General features: G+C 25.9%; 14 protein-coding genes. 9 read left to right on the forward strand and 5 right to left on the reverse strand.

Annotation, left to right across the window (positions count from 1 at the left end):
* The first annotated feature begins 114 nt into the window (after positions 1–114).
* The 4 genes from PWP28_RS09230 (at position 115) to PWP28_RS09245 (ending at position 5949) form a co-directional block, all read left to right on the forward strand.
* Positions 115–2448 carry a phage/plasmid primase, P4 family gene (locus tag PWP28_RS09230; protein WP_308644616.1) on the forward strand — a complete coding sequence of 778 codons (2334 nt, stop codon included), beginning with the start codon at positions 115–117 and terminating at the stop codon, positions 2446–2448.
* Positions 2449–3009: 561 nt separating this feature from the next.
* Complete coding sequence (locus tag PWP28_RS09235) at positions 3010–3903, forward strand: phage major capsid protein (protein WP_308644617.1); 894 nt, start codon at positions 3010–3012, stop codon at positions 3901–3903.
* A 125-nt stretch (positions 3904–4028) separates the two neighbouring features.
* Positions 4029–4232: a hypothetical protein gene (locus PWP28_RS09240; protein ID WP_041568917.1), complete on the forward strand. Its 204-nt coding sequence runs from the start codon at positions 4029–4031 to the stop codon at positions 4230–4232.
* A 55-nt stretch (positions 4233–4287) separates the two neighbouring features.
* Positions 4288–5949 (forward strand): recombinase family protein, encoded by a 1662-nt coding sequence (locus PWP28_RS09245; RefSeq protein WP_308644618.1) that lies wholly within the window; start codon positions 4288–4290, stop codon positions 5947–5949.
* Between the two features lie 65 nt (positions 5950–6014).
* Here PWP28_RS09245 and PWP28_RS09250 read toward each other — a convergent pair whose 3' ends face one another.
* From PWP28_RS09250 to PWP28_RS09270, 5 genes are all read right to left on the reverse strand, one after another.
* Positions 6015–8030: an HD domain-containing phosphohydrolase gene (locus PWP28_RS09250; RefSeq protein WP_308644619.1), complete on the reverse strand. Its 2016-nt coding sequence runs from the start codon at positions 8028–8030 to the stop codon at positions 6015–6017.
* A 130-nt stretch (positions 8031–8160) separates the two neighbouring features.
* Entirely contained in the window at positions 8161–8493 is a 333-nt protein-coding gene (locus tag PWP28_RS09255) for a DUF1292 domain-containing protein (RefSeq protein ID WP_109605876.1), read from the reverse strand.
* Positions 8494–8617: 124 nt separating this feature from the next.
* Entirely contained in the window at positions 8618–8914 is a 297-nt protein-coding gene (locus tag PWP28_RS09260) for an HU family DNA-binding protein (protein ID WP_305081504.1), read from the reverse strand.
* A 163-nt stretch (positions 8915–9077) separates the two neighbouring features.
* Positions 9078–9938: a DegV family protein gene (locus tag PWP28_RS09265; protein WP_158274885.1), complete on the reverse strand. Its 861-nt coding sequence runs from the start codon at positions 9936–9938 to the stop codon at positions 9078–9080.
* A 48-nt stretch (positions 9939–9986) separates the two neighbouring features.
* Entirely contained in the window at positions 9987–10745 is a 759-nt protein-coding gene (locus PWP28_RS09270) for a (S)-benzoin forming benzil reductase (protein ID WP_109605881.1), read from the reverse strand.
* Between the two features lie 198 nt (positions 10746–10943).
* Between PWP28_RS09270 and PWP28_RS09275 the strand changes: the two genes are divergently transcribed.
* The 5 genes from PWP28_RS09275 (at position 10944) to PWP28_RS09295 (ending at position 21877) form a co-directional block, all read left to right on the forward strand.
* Positions 10944–11621 carry a nitroreductase family protein gene (locus tag PWP28_RS09275; protein ID WP_109605883.1) on the forward strand — a complete coding sequence of 226 codons (678 nt, stop codon included), beginning with the start codon at positions 10944–10946 and terminating at the stop codon, positions 11619–11621.
* Positions 11622–11701: 80 nt separating this feature from the next.
* Positions 11702–13738: a metallophosphoesterase family protein gene (locus PWP28_RS09280; RefSeq protein WP_305081445.1), complete on the forward strand. Its 2037-nt coding sequence runs from the start codon at positions 11702–11704 to the stop codon at positions 13736–13738.
* A gap of 44 nt (positions 13739–13782) precedes the next feature.
* Positions 13783–16797, forward strand: coding sequence for an Eco57I restriction-modification methylase domain-containing protein (locus PWP28_RS09285; protein WP_308644620.1), 3015 nt, complete (start codon positions 13783–13785; stop codon positions 16795–16797).
* Between the two features lie 16 nt (positions 16798–16813).
* A complete protein-coding gene (locus PWP28_RS09290) occupies positions 16814–19189 on the forward strand; it encodes a RecQ family ATP-dependent DNA helicase (RefSeq protein ID WP_264150514.1) in 2376 nt (791 codons plus the stop codon).
* A 105-nt stretch (positions 19190–19294) separates the two neighbouring features.
* Entirely contained in the window at positions 19295–21877 is a 2583-nt protein-coding gene (locus PWP28_RS09295) for a hypothetical protein (protein WP_308644621.1), read from the forward strand.
* The last annotated feature ends 263 nt before the right edge of the window (positions 21878–22140 follow it).

Raw genomic sequence — 22140 nt, forward strand, 5'->3', positions numbered from 1 at the left:
AACAATTTAATTATAACCTATGGAGGTAAATATCCCTTTTAACATCGTTTAAAATTACTTTAAATAAACGTTTTTAGAATTTAGAAAGATACTATTTTATTTTAATTAAAGGAGGTGAAAAGTCTGATAGACAAATATGAAAAATTACCACAATATCTAAAAGACAATGCTAGGTTTTGTGTGTGGAAACAGGAAGCTGGTAAAGGAAAAGTCCCCTATCAAGCAAATGGTAAAAGAGCTAAAGCGAATAAGGTAAATACCTTTACAGATTTTAAGAATGCTCTTGATGTAGTAGATAAATTTGATGGTCTAGGTATTGGTATCTTTAATAAGATATCTGCCATTGATATAGATAATTGTATAGATGCTAGTGGTAACTACTCGGATTTAGCCAAAGATGTAATGGACATTTTTAAGGGTTCATATATAGAGAGAAGTCCATCTGGAAAAGTAATAAGAATTATCTTTCTAATAGATGGCTTTTCTTATGACAAGAGACTCTATTATATCAACAATCAAAAGCTGGGCTTAGAAGTTTATGTTGCAGGTAGCACTAACAAATATGTGACTATTACTGGTAATGTAATTAATCAAGGAAAGATCCTTCTAGCTAATGACAAGCTTCAAGTTTTGCTAGATAAGTATATGCAAAGACCAAAGACTAATACAGGCATAGCAAATAAAGAAAGTAGCTCTTATCTAACTGACAAGTCGGTTATAGAAAAGGCAACTGGATCAGCTACAGGAAATAAGTTTAATGCTCTATGGAAAGGTGATACAAGTTCTTATCCTTCCCAGAGTGAAGCTGACCTTGCTCTATGCTCCATCTTAGCTTTCTGGTGTGGTAGAGATATTAATCAGATGGATAGGCTCTTTCAGCAAAGTGGTCTAATGCGTGATAAGTGGCATAGAGTACAGTCTGGCTCAACTTATGGCCAGATAACTTTAGAAAAAGCTATTGCTAACACAAAAGAAACCTATAGTCCTATGGGCAAGAATTCATCTGCTAGTGAGGACTTTATGGCAGACAAGCTTATGGATTTAAGCAAACTGGAGCCGTTTAAGAACCCTAGATATTACAGTAACGATATTGGCAACAGTAATCTTTTTGCAGACTTCTATAAGTCTATAGCAAGGTATGTACCAGAGAGAAAGAAATGGTTTGTATATGATGGAATAGCTTGGAGGAGCGACACAGGAAATTTAAAGGTTATGAAACCATGCAAGAATCTAGCTAATCAGCTCATGTACTATGCCCTTTCAATAAAAGATGAAAACCTTAGAAAAACCTATATAAAATCAGCTGGCAAGTGGCAGGAAAGAAGAACAAGAGAGATTATTTTAAGAGATGCTGGAGATGTCTACCCTTTATCCATGTCTGAATTTGATAAGGATATATATCTGCTCAACTGCTTAAATGGAACTCTTAATTTACAGGATGGTAACTTTTATCCCCATAAAGCCAGTGACTATATAACAAAGATAGCAGGAGTAAATTATGACCCTAATGCTGTATGTAATCGTTGGATAGATTTTGTTGATGAGGTTATGTGTGGTGATAAAGAAAAGGCAGAGTTTTTTCAGAAAAGCCTCGGATATGCTTTAACTGGTGATACCCGTTATGAAAGTATGTTTATTTTATTTGGAGCAACTACTCGTAATGGCAAGGGTACATCCATGGAAACCTTCCTAAATATTTGTGGAGACTATGGTAGGACTAGTAGGCCAGAAACAATAGGTATGAAGATAAATTCTTCTGGCTCTGCTCCATCTGAAGATGTGGCTAGACTTGCAGGTGCTAGATTTGTCAATATAAGTGAGCCAGATAAGAAGTTAGTTTTAAGTGCAGCTCTACTAAAGAGCCTTACTGGTAATGACACTATTAATGCCAGATTTCTTCATGAGAATAGTTTTGACTTTAGACCACAATTTAAGATTTTCATTAATACTAATCATTTGCCTATGGTAACAGATTTGACACTCATAACTAGTGGAAGGGTGAAGATCATTCCCTTTGAAAGGCACTTTGAAGAATGGGAACAGGACAAGAACCTAAAGAATCTCTTTTCAAAGGAAGAAAACCTAAGCGGTATTTTAAATTGGGTTATTAAGGGCTACAGAAAAATTCAAACAGATGGTTTTAAAGTTCCTGCTACTGTTAGACAGGCTACTCTTGATTACCATAAGGAAAATGACAAGATAGGACTATTTGTTGAAGAAAGGCTTACCAAAGATGCTAATGCAGAAGAACGGACATCCGCTCTTTATTTTGCTTATCAAAACTGGTGTAGGGATAATGGCTACTATACAGAAAACGCTAGGAACTTTAAATCTTCTCTAGCTAGTATAGGAAGAATTGCTAGGAAGAGACCAAAGGCTGGTGGAGGCATGACCACACTATTAATAGGCTACAAGTTAAATGATGATTTTACAGATTTTTTAAAGTAAAAGAAAATGTAGCAGATGTAGCAGGTAAAAAGGTAATTTCCTTATAAGAAAGCAATATATGAAAGCTCTACTTTTTCCTGCTACAAGTGGCTACAAAAACTAAAGCCTTGTTTTTAAGGCTTTTTATTGTGGAATAGAAAGGAGGAAAACCATGAGTTCATTCAAACTGGTAAGAGAAGGTGGAAGATTAAAGCCTAGACATTTCTATGGTAATGCATTGAGAATCGATCATGAGTGTGGTTGTGACTATTACATGACAGTCCATGATGACCATAGAGCAAGAGTTCATCGTGCAAATTCTAATAACTACACAGACTTAGAAAGCCTTCATGTTTGTTGTCCTAAGTGCATAAGCAAAATGGTGCCTATTCATTCTTCATTTAACAATGACAACACTCAAGTCTTTAAGTGTGTCATATGTGAAGGTATTAGGGGTAGGGGCTAGTAAATCTTTAGAACTTTTAAAGACGGACAGCGGCGTGGGGCATCGTGTAAAAAAACGCAGTTTCAAACAAGGTAATAGGCCTAGGCCTAAATAATAATTAAATGGAGGAAATTTATATGTTAAATACAAGAATTTATAATCAAGCATTTTGGAGTAAAATGAGAGGCACTTTAATAAATCATGATGATTTAAAAGATGGGCAGATAGATGGAGGTTACCAGCTTCCTAATGACAGCCTAGACAAATTCTACAAGGCTCTAGAAAGAGATAATCTTTTTAGAAGACTTGTAACTGTTCTTAGCCTAACAAATCTTGAAGGAACAGTTCATGCTACTACTTCTACAGGCAGTGCTGGGGTTGTAGAGGAAGGAAATCTTATCCCAGAGGATGGAGATAAATTCACTCAGTTTCCTGTAAGGTCATATAAGATTGCTAGTATAGCAAAGCTTAAGGAATCATTTGTATCCGATAATGACTTTAATCTAGAAAAATATCTAACTACAGATTTTGCTAGAAGATTTGGTAGAGCTGAAGAAGATTTATTCATCAATGGTAATGGAACAACAGAGCCTACAGGCATCTTATCTATCAGTGAATCAATAAATGCTAAGGAAACTAATACACTTTCTTATGATGAAATTGTAGAACTGTACTTTTCGATAGAAGCAGAATATAGAAAAGATGCAGTGTTCATTATGAATGATGAAACAGCTTTTTATCTTAGAACATTAAAAGATGATGATGGTAACTATTTATGGAACTCTAATAATGATACGATCTTTGGTAAAGAAGTTATTACATCTCCCTATATGCCAAGTATTGAATCTGGCAAACAGCCTATTATCTTTGGAGATTTATCCTTCTACTGGGTAATTGAAAGAAAGCCTTTAGCTATACAGGTATTAAGCGAACTATACAAAAATCAAGGTCAAGTGGGCTTTATAGGCTATGAGAGAGTTGACGGTAAGCTTATAAGACCAGAGGCAGTTAAAACAATTAAGATGGCTTAAAAACATACGAACCCTTTAGCTCAAAAATGAGCAATAGCTAAAGATGTATATGTATAAATTATTCCTAGGCACTGAACCCAAATCTGGGCTCAGTGCCTAACTCTTTAAAAGGAAGGAGTGGTTTTGTGATTAAAGATGAGAAATTTAGGACTAGCAAAAAAGAAATAGCTGGTACTACTTATATAGTTGAATCTGGGGAGTGTGAAGAGGCTAAAGAAACTCCCTATTCTAAAATTGAAAGGTTAATTTCAAGTAATGCTAAGGAACTAGAAAAAGCAAGAAATAGTTTAGAAAGATATAAGAAAATTAGCTCGACTAGTCAGGGATAGTATTGTAATATACACAGTGCTAACCGCTTGAAGGCTGTCGGAAAGAATGGATAAAATGTTTAGACAGTTAAATAAGGTAAAGACACATATGGTTAGCACTGGTAATAAAATTACAGCCCTTTACTGCAGACTATCAAGAGATGATGAATTATCTGGTGATAGTAATAGTATCAAAAATCAGAAGGCGATTTTACAAAAGTATGCAGATGATAATGGCTTGAAAAACACAGTATTCTATATAGATGATGGCTTTAGTGGCACTACTTTTGATAGGCCAGATTTTAATCGTATGATTAATGATATAGAAGCTGGGAAAGTAGAAACTGTTATTATTAAAGATATGTCTCGTTTTGGAAGAGATTATCTAAAGGTTGGCTATTATACCGAGATAATTTTTCCCGAAGCTGACGTTAGATTTATAGCCATAAACAATGGGATTGACAGTGCTAATCAAGAGGATAGCGATTTTACTCCCTTTTTGAATATCATTAATGAATGGTATGCAAAAGATACTAGCAAGAAAATAAAAGCTGTATTTAAGGCAAAAGGTGAAGCAGGAAAGCCTCTAGCTACTAACCCTCCCTATGGTTATCTAAAAAGTAGCGAGGATAAGAACAAATGGATAGTTGATGAAGAAGCAGCTGAAGTTATAAAAGAAATATTTAAACTTTGTATGTCTGGCTTTGGACCAACACAAATAGCTAGAAAGCTAGAAGAAAGATCTATCTGCGTTCCTTCAGTTCACATAAGGAACATGGGTTTTAAACACCCAGCTAGACCACCTAAAAACCCTTATGCTTGGAACGCTCGAAGTGTGGCTGATATTCTCTCAAGGATTGAGTATTTAGGTCATACAGCCAATTTTAAGACCAGTAAAAAGTCTTATAAAAGTAATGTGACAATTGACAATGACCCAGAGGATTGGCTTATCTTTGAAAACACCCATGAAGCTATAATAGATGAAAGCACATGGAAGACAGTTCAAAAGATTAGAGAAGGCAAGCGCAGGCCTTCAAGGCTTGGTGAAATGGGTATCTTATCTGGAATGATGTTTTGTGCTGATTGTGGTAAGAAACTCTATCAAGTAAGAGGCAAAACCATACCTAAAGAAAGAGAGCATTTTGTCTGCTCTACCTATCGTAAGGTTAAAGGTGGCTGTTCTTCTCACCAGATAAGAAATATAATTGTGGAAGAGTTACTACTTGAGGACTTGCAAAAGATAGTAGCCTTTGCTAAAAATCACGAAGCTGAATTTGTAAAATTGGTTATGAATAAAACTGAGAAGAATTTGCTTAAGGAGCAAAGGCAAAATCAAAAGGAGCTAGATGAAGCTGTAAACAGAATCTCTGCCCTTGATACTATTATTGGCAAGCTCTATGAAGATCATGTCTTTGGTAAGCTAACAGAAGATAGGTTTATTAAGATGTCTTCTGACTATGAAAATGAACAGGAAGAACTAAAAGAGAAAGTAGAATTTCTTAGTGAAAAATTAAAGTTTGTCAAAGACCAAGCTTTGAATACAGACAATTTTCTAAAGCTAGTGAAAAAGTACACCGAAATTAAAAAGCTAGATGCTGAAATTATTAGGGAATTTGTGGACAAGATAATCGTCTTTAAAGCTGAGAAAGTTAATGGCAAAAGACAGCAGAAAATAAGGATATACTATAACTGCATCGGTGCTATAGAACTTCCTAATACAGAAAGCAAAACGGCATAGCCGATATATAAACCGACCATGCCATTTTTTTAGAATTATAAATCCCTATGGTAAAGTCCCCTTTTCTACTCTTTTTTATCATATAAATCTTTGTTTTTTTCTATTATATCAATAAACTTTTCTAAAATTTTTTTATCAAAATGTTCTGGTTTAGTCCTTTCATCACCATTAATGAGTATATCTATACTTTTTTCATGACTAAATGCTTCTTTATAAGGTCTTTTGGATCTTAAAGCATCGTATACATCTACAACAGATACTATTCTTGCTTCAATAGGTATTTCTTCTCCCATCAATCCTATTGGATAACCTGTACCATCCATCTTTTCATGATGAAATAAAGCAATATTTTTAGCTATTTTTAACATTTCTGAATTACCTATTATATTCGCTCCATAAATTGTATGATTTTTTATAATTTCCCATTCATCAGAGTTCAACTTGCCATCCTTTCTTAAATAATCTATAGGTATTAATATTTTTCCTATATCATGATAAAATGAATATTCCCTTATCTTTTTACAAAATTCTTCTTCAAAATTCATCTCTTTAGAAAGTTCATAACTCAAAAATGATATTCTTCCCATATGTTCAGAAGTTTCATAATCAAATTTTTCTGCTACTATGGTGAGTTTTTTTAGAGAATATTTGTATGCTTGTAATGTTTGCTCCTCTCTCCTTTTTAAGTTTAAAAATATTTCTATAAACTTAGAAAAAATTTCAAGATATTCTTTGGAATCTTGTGAAAATTCTATATCTTCATTAGAATTTAAGGAAATAGAACCTATAAACTTATTATCATCTAAAAGATCTATGAAAATAGTAGATTTAATATCATAAGAGCCTATTTCTTTGAATATATTTTCAGTTTCTAAAGGTATGTTTTGACTATTATTATATCTTTTTAAATTGTTAATTTGTTTAACATGATTGCTAACTTTTACAGCTGATTCAACTGGCATCCAAGCTTCAAGTGCTTTATTTGGAAATCCACTGACAGCTTTTATCTTCCAAATATTATTTTTTATGAGGGCTATTGAACCTTTTTCAGCTTCAGGAACTAATTTAACCATTTCTTTTATAGAATAATCAAGTATGAGATCTATATTTTTTTTATAATCAAAATTATAAAAAATTTTATATATATTTTTCAATCTTTCTGAGTATATATTCATTTGTTCTTTCAATTCTTTTTCTCTTATAAGGCTTTCTGTTATCATTTTATTTTTATTGAGTATTTTATTGTTTGTATTTTTTAATTTTATGAATAAAAGCACTAATATTATAATTATTACAGAAGTTATTATTAAAAATATAAAATAATACACTTTTACTTTTTCTTGTGTTTCCAAAGCCATCGAATAATCTATTCCAAGCCATTTTCTAAATATTTCATAATATTCTTCACTTTTTAAAATTTTTTTTAACTCTTGATCAAATATTTTTATTTTTTTACCTTTTTTACTCACAAAAGTAATAGGATATGTATTTAATTCTTCTAAATATCTAAGTTTATATCTATAATCGTTTTCTATAATATATTTTTCTATAGTCCTTTCATCTTCGATTGCACAAGCTCTAACTTTTTTTAATATTAAATACTCCAAAGCTTTTTCATTACTATTAACTTCAACAATATTTTTAAATCCTCTTTTTTTTAATTCTTCGTATAAAAAACTGTCTTTTATCACAGAAATTTTTTCATCTTTTAAATTTTCATAATCAATTTCATCATCATTTAAAGTCATTAAAAATGAAGTAATCGTATGAACAGGAGTATAAAAATCAAACATTTCTTTTCTATATTCATTTGGAACTATAAAACCTAAAACATCATATTTATCATCTTCCATAAATTTTTTATAAGCTTCAATCCAATCATAACTTTCTATGTTGAATGTAAGTGATGTTTTATTTTCAATTTCATTTAAAAGATCTATTGCAAATCCAATTCTATTTCCTTCAATATAAAAAACATCAGGATAATAATCTGATATTATAACATTATAATTCTCTGAAAATAAAATACTATAAAATATAATAATAATGATTATAAATAAAGCTTTATTATATTTAGCCAAATACATCACCACCAAAAAAATATCATATTATAATATAGTTCTAAAATTAATTGTATCATAATCTTCGTAATCTTCTTATATATATTTACAAATAAAAAAGGCATTACATAATGTAATGCCTTCAAATAATTTATTCTTCCTCTTTTTCTTCAACTTCGAGAAGATCAAAATCTCCCTCTTCAAAGTCTATTTCTTCAATTTGTTTCTCCCAAATATTACATACTTTTTCATATTCTTCTTCATCTTCTATAGATTCAAGAACTGTATCTTCACCATCTGATTGTATTCTAAATACTACAGAATCACCTATAACTATTTCTTCACCATTTTCATCTGGAAAAGCTTCATCACATATCCAATAATTTTTACCATCAACTTCAATAGTATCTATATACATGAAATGGTGTTCATTTCCTTCTTCATCATTTAATGTAAAAAAATCTATTTTGTCTACTTCTTTCATTTTATCCCTCCTAATTTACGAATCGTATCATATAAGTCTACATAAAAATGATTAAAAATTCATATATATATTGTCAAATTTATATAAAAAAATAAGGAGGTTTTCTCCTCCTTACCTTTATATATTACTTTACTCTTTCTTTTAATTCATTACCTGGTCTAAACTTAGGTACTTTTCTTGCTGGAATTTCTATTGGTTTTTTTGTTTGAGGATTAACTCCCTTTCTTGCTTTTCTTTCAGATACAGAGAAAGTTCCAAAACCAACTAATTTAACTTCTTCTCCATTTTCTAAAGATTCAGATACAATCTCTACAAATGAATCTAAATATGTTCCAGCGTCTTTTTTTGATACTCCAATTTTTTCAGCCAATGCGGAAATAAGTTCTTTCTTATTCATTAAAACACCCCCTAGGAAATGTATATAAAAACTTTATATTGAAATTTTATCATATTTAATCATTAAAATCAAGCTTTAATCGGACTTATACAACTTTTGTAAGAAATAACAAATAAAACATAAAATAGTTAAAAATAGAATTCATATATATATAAATAAATAAAACAATTGGTTAATTTTTAAAATTTTAATACAATATTGCAGCTATACCAACAAGCCCGTCTCCAGTATGTACCAATGCAACAGAAGATATATCTCCAACAAATACTTTATTTGGATTCATTTTATTTATTTCATCTATTACTTGTTGAACATATTCATTCGTCTGATCAGAATTTCCTGATTTATATATTCCAACAGCATTTATTTTTTTATTTCCAACCCATTTTTGAAAAACTTCTAAAAGTTTTTCAACAGATCTTTTCATTCCCCTTGATTTTGCTACATCAAAATACATACCTTCTTTATTAACAGATATTATTGGTTTTATGTTTAAAAATGTTCCTATAGAAGCCGAAACTTTCCCTATTCTCCCATTTGCTTTCAAATACTTTAATGTTGGAACGAGAAAAAATACATTAGTTTTTTCTCCTACAATTTTCTCCATCTCATTTTGTATATATTCAAAGTCTTTTCCCATATCTATTAATTCAGAAATCCTATAAACTATTACTCCCGCTCCTATAGAAATATTTTTTGAATCTATGATCTTTATTTTAACAGAATACTTTTTTCTCATTTCTAATGCAATATTTTCAAATAAATTATATGTTCCACTTATTCCAGAAGATATTGTAACAGCAAAAATTTCTTCATACCCCTTTTTTATAAGATCTTCAAAGGCATCATAAGTATCTTTATAATTCGGTAAAGATGTTTTTGGAATGTCTGTTTCCATAAATTTAAGAACTTCTAATTGACTTATCTCCAAAACATCTCTATACTCTTTTTCTCCTAAGATCACTCTAAGAGATACCCATCTAACATAGTCCTTTTCAAGCACTTCAAATGGAGTATCTGTAGCAGATTCACATATAAGTCCTATCATTTTATAACCTCCTGCTTTTAAATAAGAAAAAGCCATTTATTAATGGCTTCATTGAAGAAAATCATTTATATGATATACTCCCCCATTTTCAAGTTCATCTTCTATTAAAAGTTCTACTATTTTTGAAGCTACCATTCCTGGTGTTAAAAGTATACCATTATTTTTCAAATCTATAAACTTTTTTACATCTATAAAATCTTTTTCTCTAGAATTTCTTATTTTATGTTGCATAGAAGTATCTACAACTCCAGGTGCAAATGAAATTATTTTTGTATTCGTTCCTATTTTTTCCTGCTCTAAAGCTGAAACTTGAGAAAACATATTCAATCCAGATTTGGAGGAACAATATGCACCCCAACCATAAACTGGTTTTACAGCTGCTCCAGAAGATATGTTTAAAACAACTTTATTTATATATATTTCTTTTGTTTTTTTCAAAAATACATTTGTCATCAAAATAGGTGCTATCATATTGACTTTAACATTATCTATAATCTCTTCATTTTCTATCTTTCCCATAGGTTTTATAGGAACTATAACTCCTGCATTGTTTATTAAATATAAATTTTCTGTTTTAGATATTTCTATTTTTTCAAATATCTCTTCAAATAACTCTTCTATTCTATAAATATCATTTAAATCAAAATCTATATATTCAACACGCACATTTTTTTCATGTGCCAATTCTATTATATCTTTATTAACTGTTCGAGATATACATATTATTTCATTTTCATTTTTCATAAGATTTTTTACTATTGATTCGCCTAACCCTCTTGATGCACCAGTTATTATAAAAACGTTCATTTTATCTCCTCCTTAATTTTGTATAAAATGAAATCGTTGTCGTATAATTAATTTTTAAATTAAAAAATTCACTTCATAATTATGATATCATATTATTAATCCAAAACAATCTTTAAATATCTTTAATATTCTTTTTATATTGTGAAATATAATTATAATATAATAAAATTCTTAAAATTTCTAAAAAAGGTGATAATTATGTTTGAAAATGAAATATTCGATTTGATAGAAAAAAGAAAATCAACCAGAAAATATTTGCAAAAACCCCTTAAAAAAGATGATACAATAAATATTGAAAAAATATTAGAAGGTATTCCAAATATAACTCCGTTTAAAAGTTTAAATTGGAATTATTCTAACAGTAATTTTTCAACTGGTAAAATTTTTTCAAAATGCAATTTGGAAGATTATGTATCTTACGGATTTTATGGTGAAATAATAATTTTAAGTCTTACAAAATATGGATATGACACTTTATGGAATGCTACAAAAAAAGAAGAAAATTCTCCAGCAACATTGTTTTTTGGAAAATCTGAGAATAAAAACCCAAAAATCTTGAATTTCTTTTTAAAATCTCAAAAAAGAAAAAGCATAAATGAAATAGCAAAAATAAAATCCATTCAAACTCCACAGATAATGAAAATAATCGAAGCTGGAAGATGGGCCCCTTCAGCAGTAAACAAACAACCTTGGTACTTTGAAGTCTATACTCCAGATGAAATCAATATCAAATTTAATAAAAATAATATAAGAAATATAAATTATATAGACTTAGGTATAGTTATAAGTCATATATATTTAGCCTCAATATATTTTTATCCAAATTCAAAAATTAAAAGTATAGATGAAAAATCTTATAAAATTATTTTAAAATAAGCAATAGAAATTAATGTTATATAAATATATATATAGTATAATATATTGGAAATAAAAATAAATTATATGGGGGGTTATAAATGAAGAAAATACTTTTAATGGCAGTCATTTTAGTAATTTCTGTTATATCTTTTTCTATAACCACTAAGGGTGAGTTATTAAATACTGGAAATTATTTTTTACAAAATGAGAAGTTTACAGTTGTAATAGGCGGAATAGACTCTGAACAACCTGGTTTCATAAAAAATTTCAGAGCCAATGCCTCAGAAAAAGATCTATTCAATAATCATAATTACTTTATCTCAAAAAATGATCTTGAAATAACTAAGATCGAAAATGTAAAAGAGGGTATAAAAGTAATATCAAAAAATTCAACTTATTATACAGAAACTGTATACTACATGACAGATAGCGATTTATGGATTAAAACAAAAATAAAAAATATATCTAATAAGTCACAACTTTTAAAATTTACGGAAACTATAGATTATCAAAAAGAGATGCCATACTATACATCTTCGAGAATAAACGATGACTTAATTTTTATGATGCAAAATGGTGTTTATGCAATTGGATATTTTCCAGAAACAACTGGAGATATTAAAAAACTTGTTATAAACAATAATAGATTATTTTCATCTCCAGCATATAAAAAAATAAATCCTATGGAAGAATTTACTTTCACAAGATTTATAAGAGTAGAAAAAAATATTGCTGATATTCAAAAATTTTATTATGAAAAAAATAAAATTACTTATGATACTTATAAGGGCAAGATAAGTTTAAACACAGGTAAAAAAGCTGGACTCTTGCCTGTTTATTTGAGAGAAAACGAAATAGGGACTTTAATTTCTTTTGGATTTACTGATGAAAATGGGATTATAAATTTTTATACCGATAAAAACGAATATTTTACACAAGTTGAAATCGGAGAATTAAAATCTGATAAAGTAGCTTTAAAAAAATTTTTTGAAATAGATTTAAATTTATCAGAAAATAGATTTTTGTATCAACCTTATTTAACTAATCAAACAAAAGATGGAATAACTATAAACTTTAAAACTGAATTTCCTGCAAAATCACAATTAAATATCTATTCAAATAATAAAAAAATAAAAACATATGAAATAAATACGCCTAATCTAATAAATCATGTAGAAGTTAAAGATTTAGAGCCAAATCAAGAATATAACTATATAGTGAATATAAAAGATACTTTTACAAAAAATGAAATTTTTTCAGCTATAAAAACTTTTAAAACTAAACCATCAATTATCTCAAACTATACTTTTATAGTATATGGAGACACACAAATATTTGATAAAAGACATGAATATGTTGTCAATAGCATAGTAAATTCTGGAATAAATCCAGAGTTTATAGTAAAGCCAGGGGATAATGTTGAAAAAGGTCATGATGAAAAAATGTGGCAAGGTTTTTTTAAAGCAGCCAATCCTTTAATATCAAAGATACCTTATTATACAGCTTTGGGAAATCATGAATATAACGATCTTTTATATTATAAAGCTTTTTCACATCCCGAAGGTGGCGGTGATTATAAAAATCAATGGTATTCATTTGATTATGGTAACTCACATTTTATAATATTGGATTCAAATGTAGTAGAAACAAATCCTAAATTTAAAGAGCAATTATCTTGGCTTGAAAATGATTTAAAAACAAATAAAAATAAAGATTTTATATTTGTTGCATATCATCATCCTTTCTGGACTACCGGAACAGAATATGGACCTATGGAAGAAAATTTACCCGAAGGCCATTATAATAGAAAATATTGGGAGCCATTGTTCATAAAATATGGTGTTGATGCTGTATTCAATGGTCATTTACATGCTTATGAAAGACATTATAAAGATAATATAATGTATATAACCTCTGGAGGCGGTGGAGCAAAATTAAATCAAAAGCATAATGCAAAACCTCTTGATTGGCATGTAATGCATGAATTGAAGAAACTAAATTTTGTAGAAGTTAATGTATATCAAGATAGAATAGATTTTACAGTATATGCTGTTGGTAAAGTTGAAGATCCTTTATATCCTTATGAAATAACTCCTATAAATGAAATCATAGATAAATTTTCTATAAAAAAATAAATCCGGCAGTATAATATGCCGGATTTTTAGTATCGGAGGAAATGATGAGTTTAAAAATAAATAAACAAATAAACCAAATAAAAAATATATTAAAAAATGACATAGAACAAACTCTTTCGATATATGATGAGAAAATAAAAAGAAGAGAAAATTATATCAATGAATATACATTTACTCACACAAATATTATACTCTGTATAAAAATACTACAAGAAAAATTTATACTTGCAGAAGAATACTTAAAAAAAGATTCAAATTATTATAATTTGATAAGAAAAGAAGATGATCAAAAATTTGAAGATATAGTCTTACAAGCTTATAAAGATGCCATAAAAGAATGTAATTTTATTTTTAAAGATATAGATAGTATTAATGAATACATTGAAATTTTACCCAGTGGATATGCCATAATAAAAATTTTAGATATACTTGAAACAATAACTTGTTGGAATGAAGATGATTTCCTTGGTTGGGCCTATCAATTTTATAATGATGAAATACGTGAAAATACTCTAAACAAAAATGATTTAAATTATATATCTTTAAATTCTCAATTTTATACACCAAAGTGGATAATAAACTATTTAATAGAAAATACTTTATTAAAATATATACAAGAAAATAAAAATATGAGTTTAGAAAATATTAAAATTTACGATCCAACATGTGGAAGTGGTCATTTTTTAATAAGAACTTATGAATATCTGAAAGAAATATACTTAGAAAACGGCTATTCTTTAAATGAAACTATAAAAAATATAGTAGAAAAAAACCTCTATGGTTTTGATATTGATGAAAGAGCGGTACAAATAGCTAATTTAATTATAAAAATAAAAACTTTTGAAGACGGATATACAGAAGATATAACTCCAAACATACTCTCTCCAAATAAAATAAAGAATAAAAAACTAAAACTATTGGGTTCTTTATACACGGGAAAAAGTCTTAGTATATTGAATCAAAAATATGATATTATACTTTCGAATCCACCTTATACGGATTCATCAGAATATTCAGATGAATTAAAATATTTAATAAAAAATAACTATGCTAAATTCAAGAAAAATTTATATAGTTGCTATATAGCAAAAAACATCGAAATGGTAAAAAACAATGGATATATTGGAATGATAACTCCTCAAACATTTATGTTTATAAGTTCTTACAAAGATACGAGAGATCTTATAATAAAAAATACTCATATAGATAAATTTGTACATTTTGGTTTAGGTGGCGTATTTGATTATGCCCTTGTCGATACTGCCATGTATATATTAAAAAAATCAAAAAATGATAATTCACAATCAAAATTTATAAAGTTAACAGATGTTCAAAATAAAAAAGATGCCTTAAAAAAAGAAGATTTATATAGTTATATGATAAGCCAAAGTGATTTTAAACAAATACCAACATTATCTTTTGTATACTGGATAAGTAACAAATTCAGAAATATTTTTAAATTCAAACCTCTAAAAAATATATGTGATATAAGACAAGGAGTAGCAACTGGAAACAATAAAAAATTCTTGAGATATAATTGGGAAATTGCAAATTTAAATGATAAATGGGTAAATTACGTAAAAGGTGGCCCTCATAAAAAATGGTATGGAAATCTTTGGTGGCTAATATCTTATGATGAGAACAGTTATAGGGAATTAAAATTAAATGGTAATCATCTTCCAAATGAAAAATACTATTTCAAAGAAGGTATTACATATTCAATGACAACATCTAAAGGCTCTACATTTAGATATCTTCCGAAAGGCAACATATTTGATTGTAAAGGAAGTAGTTTGTTTTTTAAAAATGAAGAAGATATATTCGTATTCTTAGCTTTGTTAAATTCAAAATTATCTTCTTATTTGTACAAATTCATAGCAGGAAGTGTTGATTTGGAAGTTGGAGATTTAAAAAATCTACCAATAAGTCCCCAATTATTAAAAAATAATGAAATCAGAGAAAAATTAATTTTATTATCAAAAATAAATATATTAATAATGAAACAAAATACAGAACATATTCCAATAGAATCTCATTATGATGATAAATATGATTTAAACCTTAAAAATGATGTCTATGAAGAACTTTCAACCTTTATAAATAAAAAAAATATTCTCGATTCTTATATGGCTTTAAGTGAATCTTTAATAGATGAAATAATATTCGAATCGTATAATCTTGATGAAAAAGATTTACAAAACATATATTCATCAGAAGGGTTCTCATACATTAAATATCCTGTAATAGATAATTTTAAACTACCAAAATTTAAAAATTATATAAATAAAAAATATTTGAATGAATTTAAAATACATGAAGATGATTTAGAAAAATTAGAAGATTTGATCCATAAAAATATAAAATATGAAAATAAAAATTTTTCAAAAGACATTATAATTAAAAATTATGAAAAAAAATTTAGATCTGATTATATAAATTCTATAAAATATAGTGCAATAAAAAGTAAAACAAATCCGATAAATGTGTACAATATCATTTGCAAAAATCAAAAAAAATTATCAAAAAAATCTTTTGAAATAAAAAATTTATTATCTCTTGAAATAAATAAATTAATAATAAAATATTTAAAAAGTTTAAATTTTGGTTTTTGTAGTATTGAAAAAAACACAAAAGATATCGACTCCATTGAAAAATATATAATATCAAAAACATCTTTAAATAATGATTTATTCATAGATATTTTTGAAAAAAACTTGGTGAATTACTTAAAAACAGATTTTATGGTTTTTCATAAAAAATTATACAAAAAAAGACCTTTAATAATTCCCATAGGAAATAAAAATCTAGATATAACAATATTTTTATATTATTTTTCTTTTGAAAAAAATACTCTTTCTATGATAAATAAAATATATATAAATGAATCTATTGAAAAATTAAAAAATAAAGTTTCTATTACAAAAAAAGAAGAAGAATTGATATCTCAATATAATGAATTTAAAAAGAATATTGAAAAGATAAAAATAGATAATATAAATTTCGATGATGGAATAGAAAAAAATATTCAAAAAATAAATACAATAACTATTAATATATAAAATGGGAGGTAAAACTTTGAAATTTAATAATAATATAGAAAATATGAATTTAAAAGAAAAGTTGATAAAATACTTTAATTTTGAAGATTTTAGAAGTTTTGAAATATACTCTGAAAATTTGAAAAAAGAAGAAATATCTCAGGAATATATAATTAAATTTGTTTTAAATGAACTTTTATATTCAGAAGAAACTCCAAGAGATATGATGTTCGTAGCTTCAACCGGTGGTGGTAAATCTTTAATATATCAAATGCTTGGAAGAATTCTTCATGATATGAATTTAATGACTATTATAATAGACCCTTTAAAAACACTTATGAATGATCAGATAAAAACATTAAAATCAAATAAAGAATTTGGGGATATTGTGGAAAAAATAAATTCAGATACAACTTATGAAGAAAGAAAGATAATATATGAAAATATTCAATCTGGAAAAACTTCTATAGTTTATGTATCACCAGAATTTTTAGCTAATAATCCAGTAAATGAAATATTTAAAAACAGACAAATAGGACTATTCGTAATAGATGAAGCTCATGTCGTAAATTCTTGGGGAAATACATTTAGAGCAGATTATGGTTATTTAGGAGATTATCTAGAAGATTTACAAGAACTTTCAAATCATAGATATGTTAAACTTGCTTTAACTGCAACTGCTATATATAAAGGCGAATTGGATACTGTAAATGAAATTAAAGAATATTTGAACTTAAGAAATCCAGAAATTATAATAACAAATTATAGAAGAGATAATATAGATTTTAACATAATAAAAATAGATGATATAAAAGGATCTTTCACTGAGTATCTTTATGAAAAAATAATACTAAGAATAAAAGATAATATAAAAAATAAAATAAAAACAATAGTTTATTGTCCATTCAAAAGTCATGTATATCAATTTAAAAGAAAGATTCAATATGAGCTACAAAAAGTTGGATATTTAACAGGCGATACTTCATCCAATGAAAGGAAGAATATTCAAGAAAGATTCAAATCTGGAAATCTTACAGTTGTAATAGCAACAAAAGCTTTTGGAATGGGTGTAGATGTACCTGATGTTAGAGAAGTAATACATTTCAAACTACCAAACTCATTAATAGATTATATTCAAGAAATAGGTAGAAGTGGTAGAGATGGTGATAAATCAAAAGCAACTGTTTTTTACAATGAAAAATCAATAAAAGATTCTAATAAACTTGAAAAATCAGCAATTCCAGCAAAATGGCAATTAGAACATACATATAAAGCTATAAAAAAAAGAGCAGAAGAAACAGAAAACAAACAATTCAGAATTTCTTCTGGAGATATATCTCATCTTTTTAATGGTGAATCAAGTTCATCATCCATACAAAAAAGTCGTTCAGCCCTTTTTATTGTAGAAAGGCAATTAGAAAGAAATTTCAACAAAAAAATCTTAAAAAAAATATTTGAAGGAAATCAAAAATTATATTTTGGGATTTTAAAATATGATGCAGATATTGTAGAAAAAAAAGTAAAAGAAATAAAGCATATACCAAATGAAACTTTTAAAAATGATTTTAACTATATGGGAAATGAAAAGAAAATTTTACAAAATTTTTATGAACTTGATGTAAAGGAATTCCTAAAAAATAATTATCCGGATATATCTTATCAAAAATTCATTTATAACTTTTTTTGGGGAAATAATGAAGATTTTTTTGGTAAAAATGTTTCACCTAAAATATATTATAAACTAAAAATTTTTGATTATGAAAAATCAAAAGAAACCTTAGAAAAAGTTATAGATTTTTTTAATGCTTTCTTATTAGAAGATAGAGAAGATAATCTATTAAGTGGTCAAGTTAAACAACAAACAGTAGAAAATCATCTGAAAAAATATATAAGAGAAAATTATGATAAATTAGAATGGATAAATGAATCAAAAACCGAAATAACTTCAAAAATAACCAGAATATTCTCTTCATTTTTTATAGATAATAAAGAAAATGAAATGCCTTTTGCATACTTTAATAAAAATAATTTTCTCAATTTAAGATATAATAAAAATATAGCTCCTCATATAAGAGAGAATATATTAAAAATATTTGAAAATTCTTATTCAGAAGATACACTTGAAAGAGATATGATAATAGATATTCAAAATGTAAATTCATCTCCATCTGTAATAATTGCCAGTATACTTGAAATGTTACATCAGGCTGAAATACAAACCGAAGGCGAACAAAATGGTATAATAATATATGAAAAAATGGATGAACTCCCAGAAGAACTTAAAATTACCAAAGCTAAAGAATTAAAAGAAAACATTGAAAAACAAAAAAATATAATGACAGAATTCTTTGAAACAGAAATGAATAATGAACAAAGATGGGATTATATTGAAAAATACTTTTTAAAAATATAAAACCCGGAATTTTCCGGGTTTTTTCCATATAAATATTAAAAACATATCAAAATATGCCCTGAAATAGTATAATATATCTGAAAAAATAAAATTAGGAGAGATACGATGCAAAAAATAAAGGACATATTAACTTATAATTTTAATAATAAAATTGAAACTATAATAAAACTTTCAGAAGAATATGATACAGAAAATTTAAAATCTTATATCTTTACTGAAAATATTGAAAATTCAATGATAAAAATTTTTGAAGGATTGAATTCAAATATTGTGGGAAATTGGATATATGGAAATTATGGTTCTGGAAAAACTCATTTTGCAAAAATAATTTCTTATATATTAGAATTTGGTTTAAATGTAGAATACAAAAATAATATAAAATCTAAAAAGCTAAAAAGTCTAATAGATAAATCAAATAAAAACTTTATAGTTGTAAAAATAGATCTTTCTTTATACGCAAATTCAAAATTAAATTTAAGTCAAATAATAATAAATGAATTACTTCATACTTTAAATATAAAAAATAAATTTGATGATGTTTCCGATAATACAAGAAATTTAGATACTTTTATAAACTCTTTAATAAAAAACAATAAACTCTTATTAATAATAGATGAAATAGAACAGTTTATAAAATCATCTAATTTAAATTCTTTAGAAATACAAGGAATAATACATCAATTTGAAATATCAAAAGATAAATATATTATATTTATATCTCAATCAAACCCTTATAAAATAGAAAAAATTAAAAGTATTGCAGATAGAATTAAAAATATAATACATATAAAAGATGAAGATATTGAACAAGTAATAATAAAAAGACTTCTCAAGAAAAATATATCTATGAAAGGATTATATGAAAAATACAATTCAAATATAATAATTAATTCAGATTTAGAAATCTTAAAAGATGAAATAAATTTAAATTTTTTTGAACAAATTCATCCTTTAAAACCCGAAATTTTAAAAATACTTCCAAATATAATTCAAAATATTTCTAATAGAAGTCTCATCAATATAATTTATGAAACTTTAAAAAGATTTGAAAATGATATTTTAACGAGGCAAATATGTATATACGATTTTTTTGAAAGTATAAAAGATACAGATAAATATAAAAAAATTTTGAATAGAGATGATGAATTAGAAAAAAATATATTGAAAACTCTAATTCTATACAATAATAAATTAAATATAGATACCCTAACTAAATTAACTATAAATAATATAACAAAAAAACTAATAGATCATAAAATTGATATAATGAAAAAACTAAAAAAAATTGAATCCGAAGAATTAATTATATTAAAAGAAAAAGAAATTATTTTATTTGATGACTATGAACTAAAAATAAATAAAAAAATAAATAAAATAAATGATGAATATTTATTAATGAAAAAAAAGGAGAAAACTCTTTTAAAAAGTTATGAAAAAATATTTTCAAATTTATATTATACTTCAAAAAATGGTAAAAAAAAGAAATTAATTATAAACAATTCTCCAACAACTTTAAACAAAAAAAAGAATATAATGATAACTATTTTAAATGATAAAAAACAATTAAATTATAAAAAAATTCTAGAAACAGATGATGAAATCTTTATAATTCTAAAAAAAGAAAAAAATATTGAAAAAGATTTGAACAAACTCACCAAAATTTTGATTTTTGAAGAAAAATCAAATATTGAAAAAGAAATTAATTATATATCAAAAATAAAAGAATACTATGAAAATAAAATCGAAAAAAATCTTAAAAAACTTTTTGAATCATCTGAAATATATTATTATAAAGAAAAAAGTTTTTTTATAAAAAAAGATTTCGAACAAGAAATTCTAAATTTTATAAATAATTTAGTATATAAAACAGCCTATTCAAAAAGTCTTGATACTCAAAAAAAGAAAAAAGATATAATATATATAAAAAATCATGAAAATCAAACAATAATAAAGAATTATCCTGAATATTTTAAAAATGAATGTATAAATACAAATACCATAGAATATAAAACTTTGAGATTATTTAATGAAAATACCTTATTTGATCTATTTGAAACATTAAAAAACAAACCTTATGATTGGACAATAAATGATATAATTTTCTATATAATAATATTAATAAAATTCAAAAAAATTCAGAAAATTGATATAGGAAATTCTTTAAACAATACTAAAAAATTAAAAAATACAAAAATTGAATTTATAAAAGATGAATTATCAGAACAGGACTTAAATGATGCAAAAAGAAAACTAATACATTTAAAATTAATGGATAAAAATGCAAAAAAAGAAGAAATCGAAGAATGTATAAAAAAATTATATAATAATATAAATTTAGACCATTCAGAAAACTATATAAAAGATTTTATATACAACTTTTCTACAATAAAACAAAAATTAAGTAATGAATTTAGAAGTCCTTTTATAAAATCATTGTATGAAGAAAAATATGGTTTGATTAAAGATAATAATATAAAAAGATTAATAGAAGAAATTCCCTTAAAAAGTGATATAGAACTTTGGGAAGAATATAAAAAAATTTTTAATGCTAAATTCGAAGAATTGAAAATATACAATGAGAACCTCAAAAATTTTAAATATAATCCTGAAAAATATAATATATATTTTTTAAATTATTCTTATACTGGATTATTAACAGCTTTAGAGCTATTAAAAAATAAAAGATAGTATTTCATTTTCTGATGAAATACTATCTTTTATTATGGAGTTAACTTCAAATGTTTCATAATATTTACATTTTTAAATTATTTTCAAGCTTGACAAAAAGATAACTTCATTATTTATAATAATATTAAAATTATTTAGTTTTGTATTCTATTTTTTAATTTTTTTAAAATAAAAATTAAAAAAAATAAAGAATATTAAAAATAAAATAAATTATTTTAAATTTTAGCTTGACTTTATTTAAAAATATTGATATAATACTTATG

Origin of the sequence: Oceanotoga sp., assembly GCF_030445905.1 — a bacterium.
GTDB classification, from domain to species: domain Bacteria; phylum Thermotogota; class Thermotogae; order Petrotogales; family Petrotogaceae; genus Oceanotoga; species Oceanotoga teriensis.